This is a genomic window from Roseateles sp. GW835-FHT13E02, from assembly GCF_058794035.1.
In genome coordinates this window covers 78,511-100,370 of sequence record NZ_JBXAGJ010000023.1, presented here as the reverse complement: position 1 = coordinate 100,370, position 21,860 = coordinate 78,511, and the positions used below count along the sequence as shown (strand labels likewise).

Sequence of the window (21,860 nt, the reverse complement as noted above, 5' to 3'; positions counted from 1 at the left end):
CCATCGTCACCGCGCTGGTCAGGCCGCGACCGCCTGACTTAAACCAACAGGCCTCCTCGGAACCCGGGGCGATTCAGAAGTACTGGTTGGGTTCCGGCAGGCCAGCAGCTGACTCCGCCTGTCTAACGGCGGCAGTGCATCGGTTCTTGCCGATTAGGAGCAATTGCAGTCGAGTTCCAGCGGCAATCTCGCGACTCGCCATCAAGATCGTTGACGAACGACCGGTGATTGAGTGAAGCAGTCGGTCGAAGCCGCCGATCTTCAGTGACCAATGCTGGTGGAAACGTTCAATCAGGACCCTGGCCGCGCCTGACTCAGTTCAGCCTAGTGCTGAAGTTCGACGAACTTCGGCTTTGGGCACATTGCTGCCCCACGATTGCCAAATCCGACCAACTGCAATCAACCCGAAGCGAACCTCGCGGCGCCAGCCTTCACCTCCCCCCGACTCCTCGGGCTCTCCGCTGCCCGATGAGATGCAGCAGGCACTGGGAATGTATGCATACCGGGGTGGGTGCGTGCTCAGCCTCGGCTGGGGCCTTGAGTTGAAAAGCCCAACTCGTCAGCTCTGGGAGAAACGGCTTCTTGCAACGGCGATGTACGCGGCACCGCGAGGCATGACACCCAAGATGCCCGTTGATGAAGGGGCAACGCGCAGACCAGCTAGCCCCAAGGACGCAGGGCTCGCTGCATGCCCGACGTGGCCCACACGGTTTGGTCGGGGTAGACCAGCAAGGCCTGCAATTCAGGAGTGCGCCCCAGATAGTCGCGGCTGTAGCCGTGCCCGCCCAGCATGAAGGCCGCACCGAGGCCGTTGACCTGGTCCACATCGCGCGCCCACAAGCTGACGCCACAAGCGCCTTGGCTGGGGCGGCCGGAGCGGGGGCTGAGAATATGGTGCTGCCGCTGGCCGTCTGCGATGAAGTAGCGCTCGTAGTCGCCACTGGCCGCCAGCACGCCCTGGCCTTGCAAATCGAGCACGCCGAGCACTTGCTGCGGCCGCCGCGGATCGCGCAATCCAACCCGCCAAGGGCGACCTTGGTTGCCGCCGCGGTAGAGCACATCGCCGCCGCCATTGATCAAGGCGTTCGCCACACCCCAGTCTTGCAAGCGGCGCATACCGGCCGCCAAGATCGGCAGCTTGGCCACGCCGCCCAAATCCAGCGCCATGCCGGGCCGCAGCAAATGCGCGCGGCCTGCAGCAGGATCCAGGCGCAGGCCCGCGGCATCCACCAAGCTGCGCTCCTGCGCCAAGATGCCTTCATTCGGCACCGCTCCATGCCGACCCGGTTCGAAGCGCCAGCTCTTGAGCGCGCCAACGGTCATGTCGAACCAGCCCTCGGTGCGCCGATGCAGCGCAAGGCCGGTCTGGAGCACGGCCATCAGCTCGCCGGGCACCGCCACGGCGCTGCGCCCCGCGGCCTGGTTGATGCGGCTGAGCGCGCTCTCGGGCTCGTAGCGGCTCATCATGGCGCTCAGCCGCGCCATCTCGCCGAAGGCGCTGTCCATGGCCTCGGCCAGGAAGGCGGCCGAGCCGCCCTCGGCCACCATGTCCACCCGGGTTCCGAGCAGAGGGCGCGAATCGCGGCGCTGCGTGGCCATGGCTCGCGCCGGCTGTGGCAGGGCTGCCGCCGAGGCCAGCAGCGGCAAGGCCCAGGCCAGAGCGCAGCGCCGCGACAGGGCGGCGCCGGAGGGGGCCGGTCGCTTCATGGTCGGATCCTCACTGGGACAAGGCCACCATATGGTCGACCGCGGCCTTGACGTCCTCGTCGCTGAGCGAAGCACCGCCGCCGCGGGCCGGCATCATGCCCTTGGCACCGGTGAAGCCTTCCAGCGCATGCTTGTAGAGCAGGTCCTTGCCCTGGGCGATGCGCGGGCCCCAGTCGGCTTTGTCGCCGGGCTTGGGTGCACCGGCCACGCCGGCCGCATGGCACATGGCGCAGGTCTTGCCATAGATGCTCTTGCCGACGGTGTTCTCGGCCACGGCCGGCGCACTAGGCACCGGTGCCGCCGCGACGGCGGGCGTGGTCGTTGGCGTCGGTTCGGCGGCCTCTTCTTTCTTGCCGCAGGCGCTCAGCAGCACGAGCAGTCCGGCCAGCGCCAGTGTGGTTTTGACAAACTTGGACATAACTAATCTTTCAGGTGGCACCAAAGCGGTGTTCTGCGCAGATTCTAGGAAGCGCGCAGCGCCGGGAGAAGGCCCGGCCAGCGATATCTGCAGCCAAGCCCGCTCTATTTGCTTTTCTTGAACCAGTTCAAGGCGTACAGCGACCCGGGTCGGGATCATCGCTGCAAGCTTTCTGATGCCCAACGCGATCCCCTCCGCCCCATGTGCTCCGCCACCCTCGTCCCCACCTTCAGCCGAACGCTGCGCCGCTGCGCGCTCGGCTGGCTGCTGCTGGCGATGGCGGCGGCCTGGGCGGCACCGCTGATCGAGCACGGCAGGCTGGACCTGGTCTGCTCGGGCTCCGGGCAGATGCGCCTGGTTCAGCTCGGCGATGACGACGGCGCTGGCGGCAATGCCGGCAGCCCCTCGGGCCTGGACTGTCCTAACTGCCTGTTGCTGGGACCCTTGCCCAGCCCTGGCCTCTGGCAGCCAGCCATGCCGCTTACCGGCCCCGGCCTGGCGGACGCAAGCAGGCCGCCCGCCCCTCTCACCTTCCGCGCCGCGCCGCCCCCGGCACGCGGCCCTCCGAACCCACGATTCCACTGAAGAGGACGTCCTCCATGAACGACAAGAAGAGCAAGACACCGGCCGCCATCGAACAGCCCGCACTGGGCCGCCGCCGCTTCGTCAACAGCGCCGCCTTGGCCGGCCTGACCCTTGGCGCCGTCGCTTGCAGCGACAAGCCTGGCACAACCGCTCCGGCGGCCGCCTCCGGCCCGGCGCCGGGTGGCCATGCCGCGGCAGGCAGCGGCGCCGCCAACGCAGCACATCTGAAGCCCGGTGAGCTGGACAGCTACTACGGACTCTGGAGCGGCGGCCACACCGGCGATATGCGCGTGCTGGGCCTGCCCTCGGGCCGCGAGATCACCCGCATCCCCTGCTTCGTGCCCGATGCCCTGGTCGGCTGGGGCCACACCAACGAATCCAAGAAGGTCATGGGCACCAAGGCCGACGGCAGCCTGAAGTACACCGTCGCCGACACTCACCACACCCATGCCTCCTACAAGGACGGCAACTACGACGGCCGCTACGCCTGGATCAACGACAAGATCAACAGCCGCATCGCCCGCATCCGCCTGGACTACTTCGTCTGCGACAAGATCACCGAGCTGCCCAATGTGCAGGGCTTCCACGGCATCTTCCCCGACAAGGCCGACCCGGTGGACCCGAAGATCAACTACACCACCCGCGTGTTCTGCGGCGGTGAGTTCTCCGTCCCCCTGCCCAACACGGCCGGCAACGAAGACGCGAGCACCTATCACTCGCTGTTCACCTGCGTCGATGCCGAGAGCATGGAGGTCCGCTGGCAAGTGCTGATCGACGGCAACTGCGACCTGACCGCCACCTCCTACGACGGCAAGCTGGCCGCCACCAACCAGTACAACACCGAGATGGGCGCCAAGTACGAGGACATGATGTCCTCCGAGCGCGATGCCTGCCTGTTCTTCAACATCGCCCGCATCGAGGCCGCGGTCAAGGCCGGCAAGTTCAAGACCTATGGCGACTCCAAGGTGCCGGTGGTGGACGGCACGCACGCCGCCAACAAAGACCCCAAGACCGCGCTGACCGCCTACGTCTCGGTGCCCAAGAACCCGCACGGTGTCAATGCCAGCCCGGACGCCAAGTACTTCATCTGCGCCGGCAAGCTCTCGCCCACCGGCACCGTGATCGAGCTGGCCAAGGTGCTCGATTACTTCGACGGCAAGCTGGAGTCGCCGGACAAGGCCATCGTCGCCGAGGTCGAGCTGGGCCTGGGCCCTTTGCACACCGCTTTCGACGGCCGCGGCAATGCCTACACCACGCTCTTCCTGGACAGCCAGGTGGTCAAGTGGAATCTTGAGGCTGCCATCAAGTTCCATGCCGGCGACAAGAGCGCCAAGTACGTGGTCGACCGCATCGATGTGCAGTACCAGCCGGGCCACCTGAACGCCAGCCAGTCGGAGACCCGCGCCGCGGACGGCAAGTACCTGGCCGTCGGTTGCAAATTCTCCAAGGACCGCTTCCTGCCGGTCGGCCCCCTGCACCCGGAGAACGAGCAGCTGATCGACATCTCGGGCGAGAAGATGGTGCTGATGGCCGACCACCCGGTGCGCGGCGAGCCGCATGACTTCATCATCTTCAAGCGCGAATTGCTGAATCCGAAGAAGGTCTACGAACTCGACGAGTTCCCCAATGCGGTCAAGGACCCCAAGGAATCGGGCGTGTTCCGCAAGGGCAACAAGGTCGAGGTCAAGATGACTTCGCAAGCCCCGGCCTTCAGCCTGCGCGAGTTCAAGCTGAAGAAGGGCGATGTGGTGACCCTGACCTTGACCAATCTGGACAAGATCGAGGATCTGACGCACGGCTTTGCCATCCCCAAGTACAACGTCAACTTCATCGTCAACCCACAGGAAACCGCCTCGGTGACCTTCGTGGCTGACAAGCCGGGCGTGTACTGGTGCTACTGCACCCACTTCTGCCATGCCCTGCACCTCGAGATGCGCACGCGGATGATTGTTGAAGCCTGAGCGCGCACAGACCGGCGGACTCGAGCCCCGCCGATCTGAGCCCCGGCGCCCACCTGGACCTCAAACAGGCCCGGGCGCCGGACCCCTGAAAGTGACCATGTTCTCCCGATGCCATCTCTTGGCGGCCACACTGAAGCGCAGCTTCTGTCTGGCCGCGTTTTTGCTTGCTTTCACCGCCCTCCTCACCGGCACCGCCAGCGCGAAAGAAGGTGCCTACGAGGCAGAGCTGCCCGCAGGCCTGGCTCAGGCCCGCGATCTCTGCGCCCTGCTGCCCTGCACCCATGTCTTTCCCGGCGCGCAGAGCTTTTCCGAGCGCATGGGCACGCCGCCCTATGTCGAGGCTTACGGCGCCGCCGATGCCGCCGGCAAGAAGCCGCTGCTGGGCTATGTGATGCTGTCCACCGACATCACCGACACGCCGGCCTACTCCGGCAAGCCGGTGGTCACCCTGATCGGCATGGACCGGGCCGGCCGTTTCGTCGGCACCCAGGTGCTCAAGCATTCCGAGCCCATCCTGTTGCTTGGCATTCCCGAGTCCGCGCTGCTGAACTTCAACAAGCAGTACCTGGGCAAGTCGGTGGCCGACAAGATCGAGGTCGGCCAGTCACGCCCCGATGAAGGCGTGCTGGGCCTGGACGCCATCTCCGGCGCCACCGTCACCGTGATCGCGCAGAACCAGGTCATGATGGCCTCGGGCCAGGCCGTGGCCCGCCAGGTCGGCATCCTGCCGCCCACTCTGCGCGAAGCCGCCCGCTACCAGGCCACCGAACCCGCGGGACAGGCGCTCAGCTGGGCGCAGCTGAAGGCGCTGGGCGCTTTGCAGCGCCTGAGCGTGCGCAGCGAGCAGCTGGGCTTGGCGCACAGCGACCAGCCCTTCATCGAACTCTGGTTTGGTGACCTCAACCACCCCGATGTCGCCCGCAGCCTGCTGGGCGAGCGCGGCCGGCAGCAGCTGCAGGCCTCGCTCAAGCCGGGCGAGCATGCCATCTTCGTGGTGCGCAGCGCCGGCGTGGAGTCCTTCAAGGGCTCGGGCTTTGTGCGCGGCGGTCTCTACGACCGGGTGCAGCTCAAGCAAGGCGCCGATGCCTTCACCTTCCGCGACCTCGACTACCTCAATCTCTACGGCCTGCAGGCCGAAGGCGCGCCGGCCTTTGACGAGTCGGCCATCTTCATCGTCCGCAACAAGAGCTTCTCGCCCGCCTACCCCTGGAAGCTGGCCTTTCTGGGCAACAAGGTCGAGCGCGCCACCGGCACGCGCAGCTTCGTCAATTTCGACGCCCAGGTCTGGCTCGATGATCAGCTGCTGCAGGGTGGCCGCCCGACCCTGCCCGAGGCCGCCGCGCCCTGGGTGCAGGTCTGGAAGAGTCGGGCGCTGGAGATCGCGCTCTTCGTCGTCCTGCTGCTGACGGTGACCGTGGTCTATGCCCTGCGCGAGCGCCTGACCCGCCTGTCCACGCACAAGAACAAATGGCCGGTCAATGGCTTCAAGTACACGGCCTGGGCGCTGAGCATCGCCTTCGTCGGCTTCGGCGCCATGGCCCAGCCCTCCATCACCCAGGTGCTGACCTGGTTCCATGCCTTGCTGTTCCAGTGGACCTGGTCGCTCTTCCTCAGCGACCCCTTCATCTTCTGCTTCTGGATCTTCATCATCGCCACCGTCTTCCTGTTCGGCCGTGGCCTGTTTTGCGGCTGGATGTGCCCCTTCGGTTCGCTGTCCGAGGCGATGTACAAACTGGGCAGCAAGCTGGGCCTGAAGCGCTGGCAAGGCCATCTGCCGCAGCGCTGGCACGACCGGCTCAAATGGCTCAAGTACGGCGTCTTCTTCGGCCTGCTGAGCGTGTCCATGTTCTCCATGGGCCTGGCCGAAAAGCTGGCCGAGGTGGAGCCGTTCAAGACCACCTTTCTGGTCGGCATCAGCCATCGCGCCTGGCCCTACGGCCTCTTCGTTTGCCTGATCCTGGGTGTCTCGCTCTTCATCGAGCGGCCCTATTGCAAATACATCTGCCCGCTCGGCGCGGCCCTGGCCATGCCCAGCACCTTCCGCTGGTTCGGCCTCAAGCGCAAGCAGGACTGCAACAGCTGCAAGGCCTGCGCGGTTGGCTGCGGCTCGCTGGCGATCGACGCGGCCGGCCGCATCGACCACCGCGAATGCCTGCACTGCCTGGACTGCATGATTCTCTACACCGATGCCAAGGGCTGCCCGCCCCTGGCCAAGGAACGCAAGCGGCGCGAGCGCGACGGCCTCTTGATCACGCCGATCGGCCGCGACGGCTATTTCATCCCCATCGACTCGGTGCCGGCGATCTCGGCCAAGGTCGCCGCCGGCCCCGACCCGCGCATGCCCAGCGAGGCCGTAAGCCCCGCGCACAAGGCCGGCCGCAGCGGCCTGGCCTGGCTGGCGCGCGAGCTCTGGGACCATCTCTGGCCCTGGAATGCCGGTGCCTTCGCCAGCCAGCGAGCGCTGCAGATCGCCGGCTTCTCCCTGGCCCTGGCCGCCAGCCTGGCCTGGGTGCTGGCCGGCAGTGGGCGGCTCTCGCAGAGCGCCATCATCGCCTGGTGGTTCGGCTGGAGCGTCTACGAGGTGCTGATCCGCCTGGCCGGCAAACGCTATGTCAAGGACGGCCCCTGGTGGAAAGCCAACTACCGCCGCGCCAGCGTGATGGACATGCTCAGCTATGTCGGCTTCAAGAACCTCTTGATCGGTGCCGTGCTCTTCCTCGCGCTCAAGTCCATGGGCGGGCTGTCGGCATGAGGGCAAGCGCAGCCGCCTGGCTGACCTCCCTGCTCCTGATCGCCAGCACAGCCGGTGCCGCCACCTTGCGCGTGCGCCCCGGTGAATCGCTGCAGCAGGCTTTGGATGGTGCCAGCCCAGGAGACACCGTAGAAGTGGAGCGTGCCCTGTACCGCGGCAATTTCACGGTCGACAAGCCGCTGACCCTGCGCGGCATCGGTCGGCCGACGCTGAGCGGTGCCATGCAGGGCGACACGCTGCGAGTGACAGCCCCCGATGTGACGATCGAGGGCCTGATCGTGCGCGACTCGGGCGACAGCCTCAAGGACCAGAACGCCGGCATCTATCTGCGCCCCGGCGCACACCGGGCCGTGGTTCAGAACTGCGACCTGACGTACAACTTGTTCGGCCTGTGGATCGAGAAGGCCAACGATGTACGCATCGAAGCCAACTTGATCACCGGCAAGCGCGAGTACAACAGCTCGCAGCGCGGCAACGGCATCCAGCTCTACAACACCACCGGCGCCCGCATCATCGGCAACAACATCGGCTTTGTGCGCGACGCGCTCTATGTCGATGTCTCGCACCACGCCGTCTTTCGCGGCAACAAGCTGCACCACAGCCGCTACGGCAGCCACTACATGAACTCCTACTACAACCTGTGGGAGGACAACGACAGCTACTACAACCGCGGTGGCCTGGCCTTGATGGAGGTGCGCGACCAGGTCGTGCGCGGCAACCGTACCTGGGGCAATAGCGACCACGGCATCATGCTGCGCACGCTGCAGGACTCGCTGATCGAGAACAACATCATCGCCGGCAACAACCGCGGCTTCTTCATCTACGACGTCGAGTACGCGACGCTGAAAGGCAATCTGATCGTCGACAACCATGTCGGCGTGCACCTCTCGGCCGGCTCGACCCGCAATGTGGTCGAGGGCAATGACTTCATCGCCAACCGCGAGCAGATCCGCTACATCGGCGCGCGCGACGAGGTCTGGGGTTGCCCCTTGCCCAAAGACCGCAAGGATCGTGGCAAACCGGTCCCGCCCGAGCAGTGCGCCGGCAACCACTGGAGCAACTACCTCGGCTGGGACCGCAATGGCGACGGCCGCGGCGACGTGCCCTACGAGGCCAATGACATGGTGGACCGCCTGAGCTGGCGCTACCCCGGCCTCAAGCTGCTGCTGTCCAGCCCGGCCATCCAGGCCCTGCGCCTGGTCGGCCAGCAGTTCCCGGTGCTGCGCGTGCCCAGCGTGATCGACCCCCGTCCGCAGATGCGGGCGGCCCACAAGCAATGGAGTGAATGGCGTGACAAGCACTATCCCGGCCAATGACGGCAGGTCCGGCGAGGGCGGCAGCCCGGCCATCGAGCTGCGCGGCCTGAGCAAGCAGTACGGCAGCCTGCGCGCGGTCGACGGCGTCGACCTGCGCGTGCAGCGCGGCGAGATCTTCGGCCTGATCGGCCACAACGGCGCCGGCAAGAGCACCTTGTTCAAGATGATGCTGGGCCTGGTCGCGCCCAGCTGCGGCGAGGTGCTGATCCAGGGCCGGCCCATCAGCGGTGGCGACTTCCGCGCCATCCGGCGCGGCCTGGGCTACCTGCCCGAAAACGTGGTGCTGTACGACAACCTCAGCGGACTGGAGACCTTGCAGTTCTTCGCCCGCCTGAAGGGCGCAGCGGCCGCGCAATGCCAGCCGCTGCTGGAGCAGGTCGGTCTGGCCGACGCCGGCCACCGGCCGCTGCGCGAGTACTCCAAAGGCATGCGCCAGCGCCTCGGCTTTGCCCAGGCCTTGCTGGGCCGGCCCCAGCTGCTGTTCCTCGACGAACCGAGCAACGGCCTGGACCCGCAAGCCATCCGCGATTTCTACCGCAGCCTGCAAGCGCTGCGCGAGCAGGGCGTGACGGTGCTGATCACCTCGCACATCCTGGCCGAGCTGCAGGAGCGGGTCGACCGCCTGGCCATCATGGCCGCCGGCCGCATCCAGGCCCTGGGCACCGTGCAGTCACTGCGCGAGCAGCAGCAGGCGCCGCTGCACATCGAGCTGAGCCTGGCCAGCGAGGCCGATGTGCTGTTTGCCGGCCAACTGTTGGACAAGCAGGGCTTGCCCGGCCTGGGCTTGCAGCAGCGCGCCCAGGACTGCAGGCTCAGCCTGAGCTGCCCGCGCGAACACAAGATGGCCGCGCTGGCCCTTGCCACCCAGCTGGGCTCGCGCCTGCTGGACCTGAAGATTCTGGAGCCCTCGCTCGAAGACCTGTTCTTCGGCCTCGGTGACGCCGCCCGGAGGCCCGCCTGATGGAAGCCGCACGACAGATCCTGACCCTCGCTGCCAAGGAGTTCCGCGAACGCATGCGCAACCGCTGGGTGCTGGCCGTGGCCCTGGTGTTCACCTTGTTCTCGCTGGCCATCACCTACTTCGGCGGCTCCGCCCAGGGCCAGATCGGGCCGCGCTCGATCGAGTTCATCATCGCCAGCCTGGTCAGCCTGGTCATCTACCTGATCCCGCTGATCGCCCTGCTGCTGGGTTTCGACGCCGTGGTCGGCGAACGCGAGCGCGGCAGCCTGGACCTGCTGCTGGCCCTGCCCATCACCCGGCTGGAGCTGCTGCTGGGCAAGTACCTGGGCCTGGCCGCCGCCTTGAGCCTGTCCACCCTGAGCGGTTTTGCCCTGGTGGCCGGCCTGCTGTGGCAGCAATTCGGCTGGGCCGGGCTCTACCACTACCTGGGCTTTGTGCTCAGCGCCCTGCTGCTGGGCCTGGCCTTTTTGAGCCTGGCCGTGCTGCTCTCGGTGCTGGCGCGCGAGCGCACCCGGGCCTCAGGCCTGGCCATCGCCCTCTGGTTCTTCTTCGTGCTGGTGTTCGACCTGGTGCTGCTGGGCCTGCTGGTGGCCGGCGCCGGGGGTGGCTGGCTGGCCGGCGACGCCCTGGCCTATGCCTTGCTGCTGAACCCGGCCGATGTGTTTCGCATCCTCAATATCTTTTCGCTGGAGGACATGCGCACGCTCTACGGCCTGGGCACCTTGGTGCCGCCGGCCATGGCCAAGCCCTGGTTGATGGGCCTGGTCATGGGGGTCTGGATCGTGCTGCCGCTGGCCCTGGCACGCTGGAGATTCCGTTCATGAAAACACTGCTTGATTCATCCCCCGTGCTGCCGCGCCGCAGCCTGCTGATCGCCGGCATGGCGGGACTGGCGGGCCTGGGCCTGGCCGCCTGCGGCAAATCGGCCGAGGACAGCCAGCAAGCCCTGGTCCCGGCCGAGATCGACCCACGCAGCACCTGCGACCTCGACGGCATGCTCTTGGCCGACTACCCCGGCCCCAAGGCGCAGATCTTCTACGAGGGCACACCGCAGCCCCTGTTCTTCTGCGACACGGTGGAGCTGTTCAACACCTTGCTGCGGCCCGAGCAGGTGCGCGCCGTGCGCGCCGCCTTTGTGCAGGACATGGGCCTGGCCGACTGGGAACAGCCGCGCGGCCACTGGTTCGAAGCCAAGAACGGCCTCTATGTGTTGGGCAGCAAACGCCATGGTTCCATGGGCCCGACCCTGGCCAGCTTCAGTCGCGAGGACCAGGCCCAGGCTTTCATCAAGAGCTGGGGCGGCCGCCTGCTGCGCTATGCCGAGATCCGCCCCGAGATGGTGGACCTCAGCGGCGGCGCCCTGCATGACAGCCGGATGTAGACATCCATGATGCGCTCGCCCTTCGCGCGGCGCCGCCTGCTGGCGGCCGGCCTCGCGGCAAGCGGCCTGCTGGGCGCCGGCCTGCTCTGGGCGCGCCAGCGCTCGCCGGCCGCGGCAGCAGCCCTGCCGGTGGACGATTTCTGCGTGCTGGCACCGCCGCTGGCCTATGAGCCGAGCTCGGGCCTGGGCCTGCTGCAGGCTCGCCCCATCCCAGGCGATGCGCGCTGCCCGGTCTGCGGCATGTTCCCGGCGCGTGCGCCGGAGTGGGCGGCGCAGCTGATCTTCAGCGACGGCGCTACGCAGTTCTTCGATTCGCCGGTGTCCCTGCTGATCTATCTGCAGGACGTCGGCCGCTATGCGCGTGGCCGCAGTGTCACCGAGGTCGCAGCACGTTATGTCCGTGACGCGGGCGGCAACCGTGCCCAGCCAGGCGCCTGGCTGGACGCCGGGTTGGCCGTCTTCGTCAGCGGTTCCGATGCGCTGGGACCGATGCGGGCCGGCAATCTGCCGGCTTTTGCCGACCGCGCGGCGGCGCTGGCCTTCGCGCAGCGGCGCGGTGGGCAAGCGCTGCGCCTGGCCGAGGTGCCCAACGCACTCTTGCGTCGACTCGACCCAAGAGCCCATCTCGGGCATTGAGGCGCCGGAGCGGGGGAAATTGCAGCCCTGTCATGATGGCTGCCATGACTGTCATCCAGCAGCTACGAAACTGGGCCCGTCGTCTCAAGCGCGATGGCCTGAGCCTGTGGTTCGCCGGCCGCCACCCGGGCACGCCCTGGCATGCCAAGGCCCTGGCGGCCCTGATCGTGGCCTATGCCTTGAGCCCCATCGACCTGATCCCGGACTTCATCCCTGTGCTGGGCTATCTCGACGATTTGCTGCTGTTGCCCATCCTGATCCATCTCGGCCTGCGCCTGCTGCCGCCCGAGGTGCTGGCGGACTGCCGGCGCCTGGCCGAGGACTGGCTGCGCCAGGAAAGACGCAAGCCGGTGTCCTGGCTCGGTGCGGCCCTGGTCCTGCTGGTCTGGCTGGCCGCCACGATGGCGGTCTGGCTTGCCCTGTGGCGTTGAGCGGGAAGCCCCCCATCGATAGCGCTGGCAGCAGAGCCGATTTCCTTGTTCCGGTTCAAGGAAGCGGCTGACATAAGTCCCTAGTCTTGCGGCATCTGCAACAGACCCTGAGGACGGACCATCATGAGCCGAGGCTTCACCAGCCAGATGGCGCGCAATATCTTCTACGGAGGCACCTTGTTCTTCGTGCTGCTGTTCGCCGCGCTGATCTTCGACACCGAGCAAAGAATTCCCAAGCGATCCAATGCCGGCGAACTGACGCCGGCCGTGGTGCGCGGCAAGCACATCTGGGAAACCCGCAACTGCATCGGCTGCCACACCCTGCTCGGCGAAGGCGCCTATTTCGCGCCCGAGCTGGGCAATGTCTACAAGCGCCGCGGCCCTGACTTCATCAAGGCCTGGATCAAGGCCCAGCCGACCGGCGCCCCCGGCCGCCGCCAGATGCCCAACTTCCAGCTCGACGACAAGCAGCTCGATGACCTCGTTGAGTTCCTCAGGTGGACGAACGGTGTCGACACCGAAAAGTGGCCGCCGAATCTGGAAGGCTGAGGAGAAGAAACCATGAAACCCATCACCCTCAAATACAAATCCCAGGCCGTCGCCAAGCTCTACTTCATCGGCGCACTGGCACTCTTTCTTGGCCAGATCGTCTTCGGCATCACCCTGGGCCTGCAGTACCTGATCGGGGACCTGATGTTCCCGGCCATTCCCTTCAATATCGCCCGCATGGTGCACACGAATCTGCTGATCGTGTGGCTGCTGATGGGCTTTATGGGCAGCGCCTATTTCCTGGTGCCCGAGGAGGCGGAGACCGAGCTTTACAGCCCGCTGCTGGCCAAGATCCTGTTCTGGGTCTTCCTGGGCGCCGGCGCGCTGACCATACTCGGCTATCTGCTGGTGCCCTATGCCACGCTGGCCGAGATGACCGGCAACAACCTGCTGGCCACCATGGGGCGCGAATTCCTGGAGCAGCCGCTGCCGACCAAGCTGGGCATCGTCGTCGTCGCCCTGGCTTTTCTCTTCAACATCAGCATGACGGTGCTGAAGGGCCGCAAGACCGCCATCACCCTGGTGCTGCTGATGGGCTTGTGGGGCCTGGCCCTGATGTTCCTGTTCAGCTTCGTCAACCCCAGCAATCTGGTGCGCGACAAGATGTACTGGTGGTTCGTGGTTCACCTCTGGGTGGAAGGCACTTGGGAGCTGATCCTGGGCGCGCTGCTGGCCTTTGTGCTGATCAAGACCACCGGCGTGGACCGTGAAGTGATCGACAAGTGGCTGTACCTGATCGTTACCATGGCCCTGGTCACCGGCATCCTGGGTACCGGCCACCACTTCTTCTTCATCGGTCTGCCAGGCTACTGGCTGTGGGTCGGCAGTGTGTTCAGCGCCCTAGAGCCCATCCCCTTCTTCATGATGACCTTGTTCGCCTTCAATATGGTGCAGCGGCGCAAGCGCGAGCATCCGAACCAGGCGGCCGTGCTCTGGGCCGTGGGCTGCGCGGTGATGGGCTTCCTCGGCGCCGGCGTCTGGGGCTTCCTGCACACCCTGAGCCCGGTCAATTACTACACCCATGGCAGCCAGATCACCGCCGCCCACGGCCACCTGGCCTTCTACGGCGCCTATGTGCTGGTGGTCATTGCAATGATCAGTTATGCCATGCCCCTGCTGCGCGGCCGTGAGGCCAACCCGCGCCGTGCCCAGAGCGTGGAGTTGTGGAGCTTCTGGATCATGACCATAGGCATGGGCGTGATGGTGCTGGCCCTGACCGGCGCCGGCATCCTGCAGGTCTGGCTGCAGCGCATGCCCACCGAGGGCGCGATGAGCTTCATGGCCACGCAAGACCAGCTGCGTTTCTTCTACTGGCTGCGCATGGCCGGCGGCGTGATGTTCCTGCTGGGCCTGCTGGCTTATCTGGCCAGCTTCTTCGTCGGCCCCGGCCGGGTCGAAGATGAAGCCCTGCACGAAAGCGCCCCGCAAAACGGCGCCTTGCCCCGCGCGGCCTGAGCATGGAAATGCACAGTGCCAGGCAGTTGCAACAACTGCCCTTCTATGCGCCCCAAGGCGAGGAATGCCGGCTCTTCGAGCAGGCCCATGCCAGCCGCCTGCCCCTGCTGATCAAGGGCCCGACCGGCTGCGGCAAGACCCGCCTGGTCGAGCATATGGCGGCCCGGCTGGGCCGGCCACTGATCACGGTCAGCTGCCATGACGACCTCAGCGCGGCCGACCTGGTCGGCCGCCACCTGATCCAGGGCGGCGACTCGCGCTGGTGCGACGGCCCGCTGACCCGGGCCGTTCGCGAAGGCGCGATCTGCTATCTGGACGAGGTGGTCGAGGCGCGCAAGGACACCACCGTGGTCCTGCACCCGCTGGCCGATGACCGGCGCCAGCTGGCCATCGAGCGCACCGGCGAGCTGCTGCAGGCTGCGCCCGGCTTCATGCTGGTGATCAGCTACAACCCCGGCTACCAGAACCTGCTCAAGGGCCTGAAGCCCAGCACCCGCCAGCGCTTCGTCGCCCTGGGCCTGGACTACCCGGCGCCGGCCATCGAGCGCGCCATCGTCGCCAGCGAGAGCGGCTGTTCGGACGAGGTGGCCGCCCAGCTAGTTCGCCTGGCCCAGGCCCTGCGCCGCCTGACCGAGCAAGACCTGGAAGAAACCGCCAGCACCCGGCTGCTGGTGATGGCGGCGCGCCTGCATGTGGCCGGCCTGGCCCTGCTGCCCGCCTGCCGCGCGGCCATCGTCGACGCGCTGACGGACGAGGCCGACACCGGCGCCGCCCTGCACGAGGTGCTGCGCGCGGTGATCGGCGATGCCTGATCCTGGCCCCGCGACGGGCTCTTCTGTTCAGCACAGCCAGCGGCAGCAGCGCCGCCGGCGCGCCACGCAGTTGGCCTTCTTCGCCCTCTTCCTGCTGGCGCCGGCCCTGAACCTGCTGCGCTTCGACCTCAACGAAACACAGCTTTGGGTCTTGGGCCAGCGCTGGATTCTGGGCATCAGCGCCCTGCAGCGCGGCGAAGTCAGCGCCGATCAAGCGGCCCTGAGCCTGATCCTGCGCGGCATCCTGCCGGGCCTGGCCCTGGTGGCGCTTTTTCTTGGTGTGGCCTGGCGTTGGGGCCGGCTGTACTGCGGCTGGCTGTGCCCACATTTCTCGCTGGTCGAAGGCCTGAACGCCTTGCTGCACAAGGCCTGCGGCAAATTCAGCCTCTGGGACGAGCAGGCCAGCCTGCGGCCGGGCGAGACCGCGCAGCGCCGCTGGTGGCCGGTCTATGCCTTGAGCTGCGCGGGTTTCGGCTTTCTCTGGGCCATCACCCTGCTGACCTATCTGCTGCCGCCGCAAGCGATCTGGGGCGGCCTGCTGCAAGGCACACTGACCGTCAACCAGAGCCGCTTCATCCTGATTGCCGGCAGCGCCTTCACCCTGGAGCTGCTGTTCGCCCGCCACCTGTTCTGCCGCTTCGGCTGCGCCGTCGGCCTGTTCCAGAGCCTGGCCTGGATGGCCAACCCGCGCGCCCTGGTCGTGGCCTTCAAGCGCGAACGCGCCAGCGACTGCCGGACCTGCAGCACCGAGCGTGCGCCCGAGGGCAGCGCCTGCGACCGCGTCTGCCCGATGCGGCTGCGGCCGCGCCAGATCAAGCGCCTGATGTTCTCCTGCGTGCAATGCGGCCGCTGCGTGGACCAATGCGCCGAGTCGCAACAGGCGCAGCCGCAGCTGCCCCAGCCTCAGCTGGAATGGACAGTGGGCGTGGACGCGCTGCGTGAGACGCTGCGTCAATCGCAAAAAAACAGCAACAGAACCGACCCTTGAAGTAGGAAGTTAGACCATGGAAGAGTGGATCGGCGAACGCTGGCATCGCTTCATCACCGGAGCCGCCGAGCGCGGCCATGCCGGGGCCGCCGTGACGCTGCCCGATGTGCAGCAGGCCGCCGGCCTGCTCTACCGCGCCGCCGGCGGCAGCCACAGCCTGCGCATCGTGCCCGCGGCCGATATGCGCATCGGAGGCCCGCGCCACTGGCTGCAGCGCCTGGCCGGCAGCGGCACGCGCGCCGCCCTGCCGCGCTTGGACAGCGAGACCCTGGCCCTGCCGCCGCGCATCACCCTGTTCGAGCAGGCGGCACTGAACCGCGACCTCTACCTCTGGCTGGCCGCCCTGGCCGCCTGTTTCGAACCCGGTGCCACCGGCAGCTGGGCGGGCGACAACCTGGCCGCTTGCCAGCTGGCCCTGCAGCGCTGCCCGGGCCTGCGGCCGCGCTGGCTGCGCTTGCGCGAGGCCCATTTGGCCCAGCGCCGCGCCGAGGCCGTGGCGCTGCGCACGCCCGAGGCGCGGGCGGCCGAGGCGCGCCTGCAGGACCTGCTGCTGGCCGAGCCCGGGCTGACCAGGATCGATGGCAGCATCGATGGCAGCTTCGATGTGGAGGCCCCGCTGCTGGCCCCGGTCTGGCTGTGGCTGCAGGCCCTGCCTGCGGCTGCGGCGGGAGCGACGGGCCAGGCGCGCAGCGCGGCCGCGGGCGGCGGGCAGCAAGCTCGGCAGGAACAAGAGAAAGCGAAGCGCCGCCGCGTCCGCCCGGCCAAGCCGGCATCGCAGCGGGCACCGCTGCTGCTGGCCTCCAAGGCCGAGTCCCTGCGCAGCTGGAGCGAACATGTGCCCCTGGACCGGGCCAGCGAGGACGAGACCGACGAGGACGAGGCACGCGCCGCGGCCGACGATATGGAGGAGCTGACGCTGGCGCGCGAGGGCTCGGCCAGCGCCGCACGCATCAAGTTCGACCTCGACCTGCCCAGCGCCAGCGCCGACGACCTGCCCCTGGGCGAGGGCGAGTCGCTGCCCGAATGGGACTGGAAGCGGCAATGCCTGCTGCCCGAACATTGCCGGGTGCAGACCCTGGTGGCGCGGCCCGGTGGCCCCGCCTTTGTACCGCCAGTCGCCCTGCGCCAGACCGCCCGCCGCCTGCGCCGCCGCCTCGAAACCCTGCGCAGCGCGCCGCAATGGCAGCGCGGCTGCAACGAGGGTGAGATGCTCGATCTCGATGCCTGGGTGCGGCATCTGGGCGGCCTGCACGCCAGCAGCAGCCCCGAGCCGCAAGTCTGGGCCCGGCGCCAGCGCAGCGAGCGCAGCCTGGCCACCTTGCTGCTGGCCGATCTGTCCCTGTCCACCGATGCCTATGCCAACAACGAGCAGCGCGTGATCGATGTGATCCGCGATGCGCTCTATGTCTTCGGCGAGGCCTTGCATGGCTGCGGCGACCCCTTTGCCATGCTGGGCTTCAGCTCGGTGCGGCGCAGCCAGGTGCGCATCCATCAACTCAAGGGCTTCGAGGAAGCCTGGTCCGGCCCGGTGCAGAGCCGGGTCGGCGCGATCAAGCCTGGCTACTACACCCGCATGGGCGCAGCGATTCGCCTGGCCACACGCCGGCTGCAAGAGCGCCCCGAGCGCCAGCGACTGCTGCTGCTGCTGACCGACGGCAAGCCCAATGACCTCGATGTCTACGAGGGCCGCTGGGGTATCGAGGACACGCGCGAAGCAGTGCGCGAGGCGCGCCGCGCCGGCCTGCAGCCCTTTTGCCTGAGCATCGACGAGCAGGCCCAGGACTATCTGCCCCATCTCTTCGGTCACCAGGGCTGGGCTCGCGTGGCCCGCCCGACCGAGTTGCCGCTGCGCCTCGCCGGGGTCTACAGCAGGTTGACGCGCGGCGTCTGAACTGGGCAGCAGGGGCTGTGGGCTTGAGCGATGTCAAGTGGCCGGGCGCGGGTCGTCTCGACAATCGGGCTCTCGACAAGAACCCCAAGATCGGAGCCAGGCCATGGACATGCGCGCGTTTGATCTACCTCGTTACCTCTCTGTGCTGCCCTTGTTCACCGATCTCAGTGCTCCAGAGCTGGCACGGCTGGCGCAAGGCTGCAGCCTGCGTCGTCTGACGCGCGGCGATCCGGTGTTCCGCGTCGGCCAGCCCTGCGAAGAGTTCCACGTCACCGTCACCGGGCAGGTCAAGCTCTTTGCCATCTCTCCGGCGGGGCAGGAAAAAGTGATCGAACTGGTCGGTCCGGGACACAGCTTCGCGGAGGCGCTGATGTTCACGGGCCGCCCCTACATCATCAATGCCCAGGCCCTGACCGACACCTTGCTGCTCTCGGTGTCCAAGCACGCGGTGCTGACCGAGATCGAGCACGACAGCCGCTTCGCGTTGCGCATGCTGGCGGGCATCTCTCGCCGCCTGCACGGTCTGGTCCATGATGTCCAGGCCTATGCACTGCACAGCGGCGTGCAGCGCGTGATCGGCTACCTGCTGCGCGACCAACTGGCCGAGGACCGTGTCAGCGGCGAGATGGTCACGGTGTCCCTGCCGGTGAGCAAAGCCACCATCGCCTCGCGCCTGAGCCTGACGCCCGAGTACTTCTCTCGCGTGCTGCATGAGCTCGAAGCCGCGGGCTTGATCGAAGTGGACAAGCGCGACATCCGCATTCGAGATGTCGCCAGCTTGGCGGCCTACACCGGCGGCCAGCAAGCGGGCTGATGCAAGCACCCATCGTTCGAAAGGAGTATTGACCATCGTTCCGTAGAACTACTGCGTCAGGCCGCTTGATACAGGTCAAATGAGCACCGTCGGCGCTGAACAGAATGGCCCCCGCAAGCCCTTCTTTCCCAGCTCGACAAGGCTCAAGCCATGCCCACTGCCCATCGTTCTACCGCCTCTGAGCTGCCGCGATACATGGCGGTTCATCCCATGTTCCAGGGCCTGAGTGAAGCGGATCTCGGCCTGATCGTGGACCAAGGCAGCAGCCTGATGCGCCTGCCTCGCGGCCAGGCCCTGTTCAGCAGCGGCGAGACCTGCGAACACTTGATGATCATCATCACGGGGCAGGTCAAGGTGTTTGCCTTGGCCACCCATGGCGGGGAAAAGGTGCTGGAGCTGATCGGGCCCGGACAAACCATCGGCGAGTCGTCGATCTTCAACGACCAGCCCCAGGCATTCAATGCGCAGACCCTGACGGAAACGCTGCTGCTGCGCATCCCCAAGCGCGCCATCACGGCCCAGATCAAGCGCGACCCCGGTTTTGCCCTGCGTCTGCTGGCCGACGCATCGCAACGCATCCGCGGCCTGCAGCACGATGTGGAGAGCTATTGCCTGCGCAGCGGTCTGCAGCGTGTCGTCGGCTTCCTGCTGGAAGACCAGCGGCACAGCCCCGAACGGCGCGCACCCCACACGGTGTCGCTGCCCGTCAGCAAGGCGACGATCGCCTCGCGCCTGAGCTTGACCCCCGAATACTTCTCACGGGTGCTGCGCGAACTGGAGGACGAAGGCCTGATTCAGATTTCGCGGCGCGACATCCACATCCTGCAGCCCGAGGAATTGGCGAGTTACACCCTGCAATGAGCAGCTGCTGTTTCAGCACCGGTGCCGGTTTGTGGCTGCGCCATGGCCTGCTCGCTTGCCTGGGTCTTCTCGCCTTGTTGCCCAGTGCATCTGCGGGCGGCGAGGCCAGTCCGCTCGCCGCGGCCGAATCCAAGGCTGAGGCTCTGAACTGTGCCGACCTGCCGCCCCTGCTCGCCTCCAAGGACCGCCAGCTGGTGCTGGCATCGCGAGACGGATGGGTGGCCGTGTTTGACATGAACCCAAGCAGCCTGCGGCAGGAGCGACGGGTCGCCTCCTCGCTCGAAGCCTTGGCCCTGAGCAGCGATGGCCGCTGGCTGCTGGCCAGCACCGATCAGGCCAGCGCCTTGCAGCTCTTCGATGCACGGCTGCAGCGGGTCAAGACGATTGCCTTGCAAAGCCTGGACGGCCGGCAGCGCACACGCGTCGCAGCCATCCGCGACCTTCCGGAACGCCGCAGCTTTCTGGTTGCACTGCAGGACCTGGCTGAGGTTTGGGAGATTTCATACGACCCGCTGGCAGAGGAAGTCCATGACGGTCTGGTCCATGACTACCGCATGGGCGAAGCCCTAGGCAAGCCGGGATATCTGCATCCGCGACGCACACCGCTGGAAGCGCCCGTGCTGGACTGGCTGATGGGCACAGCCGCCCCTCACATCTGGCTCACGCTGCAGCCCAGGGCGGGCGGCGGGCTGCAGCTGCAACTGCTCCACCTCGATGTTCGCCGTGCCATCGCCAGCATGCCGCTCAGCCGCTCCGTGAAGCTGAGCGCGGGCCTGCTCTTTGAACGACAAGGCCATCCCGTCCTGGCCGTTCCGGCGCAGGACCAGGGTCAGGACCGGTTGGAGTTCATCGACCTGCAGCGCCTTCACCCACCGCTTGGCCTGGACCTGCCCAAGATCGCAAACGCTATGGGCCAGGCCCAGAGCGCGTCGCTGACTGACGCACTGCGAAAGTTGCCGTGGAGCCAGCTGAAAGGGCGCTACCCCAGGCCGACCGTTGTGGCTGATGCGGTGGAACCGGCAGACGCCTGCGTCGGCGGCGATGGAGCGGAATCATGAGCATGGCCTCGCCCTGCTTGCTGAGCGCCAAGCAGCTGAGCTGCCAACGCGGAGGCCGCAGCCTGTTCGAGGAGTTCAGCTTGCAGCTGAACGCGGGCGACATCGTCTGGCTTCAGGGCAGCAATGGCAGCGGCAAGACCACCTTGCTGCGCACGCTTGCGGGCCTGCGGCCGGCTGAGCGAGGCGGCATCCAGCATTCGGCGGCTTTGCGCTTTCTCGGCCACAGCAATGGCCTGAAGCCGGACCTGACCGTGCTGGAGGGCTTGCGCTTTCAGGCCCGCTGGCAAGGCCTGGCGGACGATGAGGCCAGCCTGCTGCAGGCGCTGAAGCACTTCGGGCTGGCGCCCATGCGCAGCCGCCGCAGCGCTCAGCTCAGTCAGGGCCAGCAACGCCGCGCCGCCTTGGCATCGCTGGCCCTGCCGCAGGCGGGTGCTTGCTGGCTGCTGGACGAGCCCTTCGATGCGCTGGACGACGACAGCGTGCAGCAGTTGTGCGCTCTGCTGAGCAGCCATGCGGCCGCAGGCGGTGCGGTGCTGTTCACCAGCCACCAGCATCTGCCTGGGCTGGCCAGCCGCCAGCTGCCACTGAGCGGAGGCCGCCCATGACGCCCACGAGCTGGCTGCTGCTGCAGCGCGAGCTGCGCCTGGCGATGCGCCGGCCCGTCGACGCTGGCCTGCCGGTGGCCTTTTTGCTGCTGGCCGCCTGCCTGTTCCCCCTCGGCCTGGGGCCCGAACCCGAGCAGTTGCGGCGCATGGCGCCGGGCGTGCTGTGGGTGCTGGCCTTGCTGGCCAGTCTCTTGTCCCTGCACAGCCTGTATGCCGCCGATGCCCAGGACGGCAGCCTGGACCAGTTGCTGCTGCCGCCGCACTCGGCCTGGCGCCTGGCCGCCGTCAAGGCCCTGGCGCACTGGCTGAGCCATGGCCTGCCCCTGCTGCTGGCCACGCCGCTGCTGGGCCTGATGTACGGCATGCACAGCGACAGCCTCGGTCTCTTGATGCTGAGCCTGCTGCTGGGCACGCCGACCCTGAGCCTGCTGGGCAATCTGGCCGCCGCCCTGACCCTGGGCCTGCGCAACGGCGCCTTGCTCAATCTGCTGATCGTGCTGCCGCTGGCGGTGCCTGTTCTGATCTTCGGCAGCGGCGCCGTCGGCGCGCTGGAGGCCGGCCTGCCTGTTGACGGCCATCTTTCCCTGCTGGCCGCCCTGCTGATCGGCGCCCTGCTGGCCCTGCCCGCAGCCACCGCCGCGGCCCTGCGCATCGCCCTGATCTGATGGGCATGCTGAGC

21 protein-coding genes are annotated in these 21,860 nt (G+C 67.2%); 19 read left to right on the top strand and 2 right to left on the bottom strand.

The genetic code is table 11. The annotated features are described in order from the left end of the window. Positions 1-660 precede the first annotated feature (660 nt). Together AC1Q6P_RS20215 and AC1Q6P_RS20210 are read right to left on the bottom strand one after the other, a co-directional pair. Positions 661-1,707 (bottom strand): FAD:protein FMN transferase, encoded by a 1,047-nt coding sequence (locus AC1Q6P_RS20215; protein WP_492665679.1) that lies wholly within the window; start codon positions 1,705-1,707, stop codon positions 661-663. 10 nt (positions 1,708-1,717) lie between these two features. Continuing rightward, the gene (locus tag AC1Q6P_RS20210; protein WP_492665678.1) at positions 1,718-2,125 is read right to left on the bottom strand and encodes a c-type cytochrome; all 408 of its coding nucleotides are present in this window, start codon (positions 2,123-2,125) and stop codon (positions 1,718-1,720) included. Between the two features lie 117 nt (positions 2,126-2,242). Here AC1Q6P_RS20210 and AC1Q6P_RS20205 point away from each other — a divergent pair, with 117 nt between their 5' ends. The 19 genes from AC1Q6P_RS20205 (at position 2,243) to ccmB (ending at position 21,846) form a co-directional block, all read left to right on the top strand. Continuing rightward, positions 2,243-2,710 carry a DUF2946 family protein gene (locus tag AC1Q6P_RS20205; protein WP_492665677.1) on the top strand — a complete coding sequence of 156 codons (468 nt, stop codon included), beginning with the start codon at positions 2,243-2,245 and terminating at the stop codon, positions 2,708-2,710. Between the two features lie 14 nt (positions 2,711-2,724). Next, positions 2,725-4,671, top strand: coding sequence for a TAT-dependent nitrous-oxide reductase (gene nosZ, locus AC1Q6P_RS20200; RefSeq protein ID WP_492665676.1), 1,947 nt, complete (start codon positions 2,725-2,727; stop codon positions 4,669-4,671). A gap of 97 nt (positions 4,672-4,768) precedes the next feature. Further along, entirely contained in the window at positions 4,769-7,423 is a 2,655-nt protein-coding gene (locus AC1Q6P_RS20195) for a 4Fe-4S binding protein (RefSeq protein ID WP_492665675.1), read from the top strand. Further along, entirely contained in the window at positions 7,420-8,739 is a 1,320-nt protein-coding gene (locus tag AC1Q6P_RS20190) for a nitrous oxide reductase family maturation protein NosD (RefSeq protein WP_492665674.1), read from the top strand. Before AC1Q6P_RS20195 ends, AC1Q6P_RS20190 begins: the two co-directional genes overlap by 4 nt. Next, positions 8,714-9,700, top strand: a complete 987-nt coding sequence (locus tag AC1Q6P_RS20185; protein ID WP_492665673.1) for an ABC transporter ATP-binding protein — start codon at positions 8,714-8,716, stop codon at positions 9,698-9,700. The genes AC1Q6P_RS20190 and AC1Q6P_RS20185 overlap by 26 nt, the downstream gene beginning before the upstream one ends. After that, complete coding sequence (locus tag AC1Q6P_RS20180) at positions 9,700-10,524, top strand: ABC transporter permease (protein WP_171829201.1); 825 nt, start codon at positions 9,700-9,702, stop codon at positions 10,522-10,524. The genes AC1Q6P_RS20185 and AC1Q6P_RS20180 overlap by 1 nt, the downstream gene beginning before the upstream one ends. Further along, complete coding sequence (locus AC1Q6P_RS20175; protein ID WP_492665672.1) at positions 10,521-11,081, top strand: nitrous oxide reductase accessory protein NosL; 561 nt, start codon at positions 10,521-10,523, stop codon at positions 11,079-11,081. Before AC1Q6P_RS20180 ends, AC1Q6P_RS20175 begins: the two co-directional genes overlap by 4 nt. A 6-nt stretch (positions 11,082-11,087) precedes the next feature. Continuing rightward, positions 11,088-11,717, top strand: coding sequence for a nitrous oxide reductase accessory protein NosL (locus tag AC1Q6P_RS20170; protein ID WP_492665671.1), 630 nt, complete (start codon positions 11,088-11,090; stop codon positions 11,715-11,717). Between the two features lie 44 nt (positions 11,718-11,761). Beyond that, a complete protein-coding gene (locus AC1Q6P_RS20165) occupies positions 11,762-12,148 on the top strand; it encodes a YkvA family protein (RefSeq protein ID WP_492665670.1) in 387 nt (128 codons plus the stop codon). Positions 12,149-12,271: 123 nt separating this feature from the next. Beyond that, positions 12,272-12,697, top strand: coding sequence for a c-type cytochrome (locus tag AC1Q6P_RS20160; RefSeq protein WP_492665669.1), 426 nt, complete (start codon positions 12,272-12,274; stop codon positions 12,695-12,697). A gap of 12 nt (positions 12,698-12,709) precedes the next feature. Next, complete coding sequence (locus tag AC1Q6P_RS20155) at positions 12,710-14,152, top strand: cbb3-type cytochrome c oxidase subunit I (protein ID WP_492665668.1); 1,443 nt, start codon at positions 12,710-12,712, stop codon at positions 14,150-14,152. A 2-nt stretch (positions 14,153-14,154) separates the two neighbouring features. Then, a complete protein-coding gene (locus AC1Q6P_RS20150) occupies positions 14,155-14,964 on the top strand; it encodes a CbbQ/NirQ/NorQ/GpvN family protein (protein ID WP_492665667.1) in 810 nt (269 codons plus the stop codon). Next, positions 14,957-15,952 carry a 4Fe-4S binding protein gene (locus AC1Q6P_RS20145; protein WP_492665666.1) on the top strand — a complete coding sequence of 332 codons (996 nt, stop codon included), beginning with the start codon at positions 14,957-14,959 and terminating at the stop codon, positions 15,950-15,952. The genes AC1Q6P_RS20150 and AC1Q6P_RS20145 overlap by 8 nt, the downstream gene beginning before the upstream one ends. A gap of 16 nt (positions 15,953-15,968) precedes the next feature. Beyond that, positions 15,969-17,843: a nitric oxide reductase activation protein NorD gene (locus AC1Q6P_RS20140; RefSeq protein WP_492665665.1), complete on the top strand. Its 1,875-nt coding sequence runs from the start codon at positions 15,969-15,971 to the stop codon at positions 17,841-17,843. A gap of 103 nt (positions 17,844-17,946) precedes the next feature. Continuing rightward, positions 17,947-18,657 carry a Crp/Fnr family transcriptional regulator gene (locus tag AC1Q6P_RS20135; protein WP_492665664.1) on the top strand — a complete coding sequence of 237 codons (711 nt, stop codon included), beginning with the start codon at positions 17,947-17,949 and terminating at the stop codon, positions 18,655-18,657. Between the two features lie 195 nt (positions 18,658-18,852). Beyond that, complete coding sequence (locus AC1Q6P_RS20130) at positions 18,853-19,518, top strand: Crp/Fnr family transcriptional regulator (RefSeq protein WP_492665663.1); 666 nt, start codon at positions 18,853-18,855, stop codon at positions 19,516-19,518. After that, a complete protein-coding gene (locus AC1Q6P_RS20125; protein ID WP_492665662.1) occupies positions 19,515-20,576 on the top strand; it encodes a cytochrome D1 domain-containing protein in 1,062 nt (353 codons plus the stop codon). The genes AC1Q6P_RS20130 and AC1Q6P_RS20125 overlap by 4 nt, the downstream gene beginning before the upstream one ends. After that, the gene (gene ccmA / locus AC1Q6P_RS20120; RefSeq protein WP_492665661.1) at positions 20,573-21,181 is read left to right on the top strand and encodes a heme ABC exporter ATP-binding protein CcmA; all 609 of its coding nucleotides are present in this window, start codon (positions 20,573-20,575) and stop codon (positions 21,179-21,181) included. Before AC1Q6P_RS20125 ends, ccmA begins: the two co-directional genes overlap by 4 nt. After that, entirely contained in the window at positions 21,178-21,846 is a 669-nt protein-coding gene (gene ccmB / locus AC1Q6P_RS20115) for a heme exporter protein CcmB (protein ID WP_492665660.1), read from the top strand. Before ccmA ends, ccmB begins: the two co-directional genes overlap by 4 nt. Positions 21,847-21,860 lie beyond the last annotated feature (14 nt).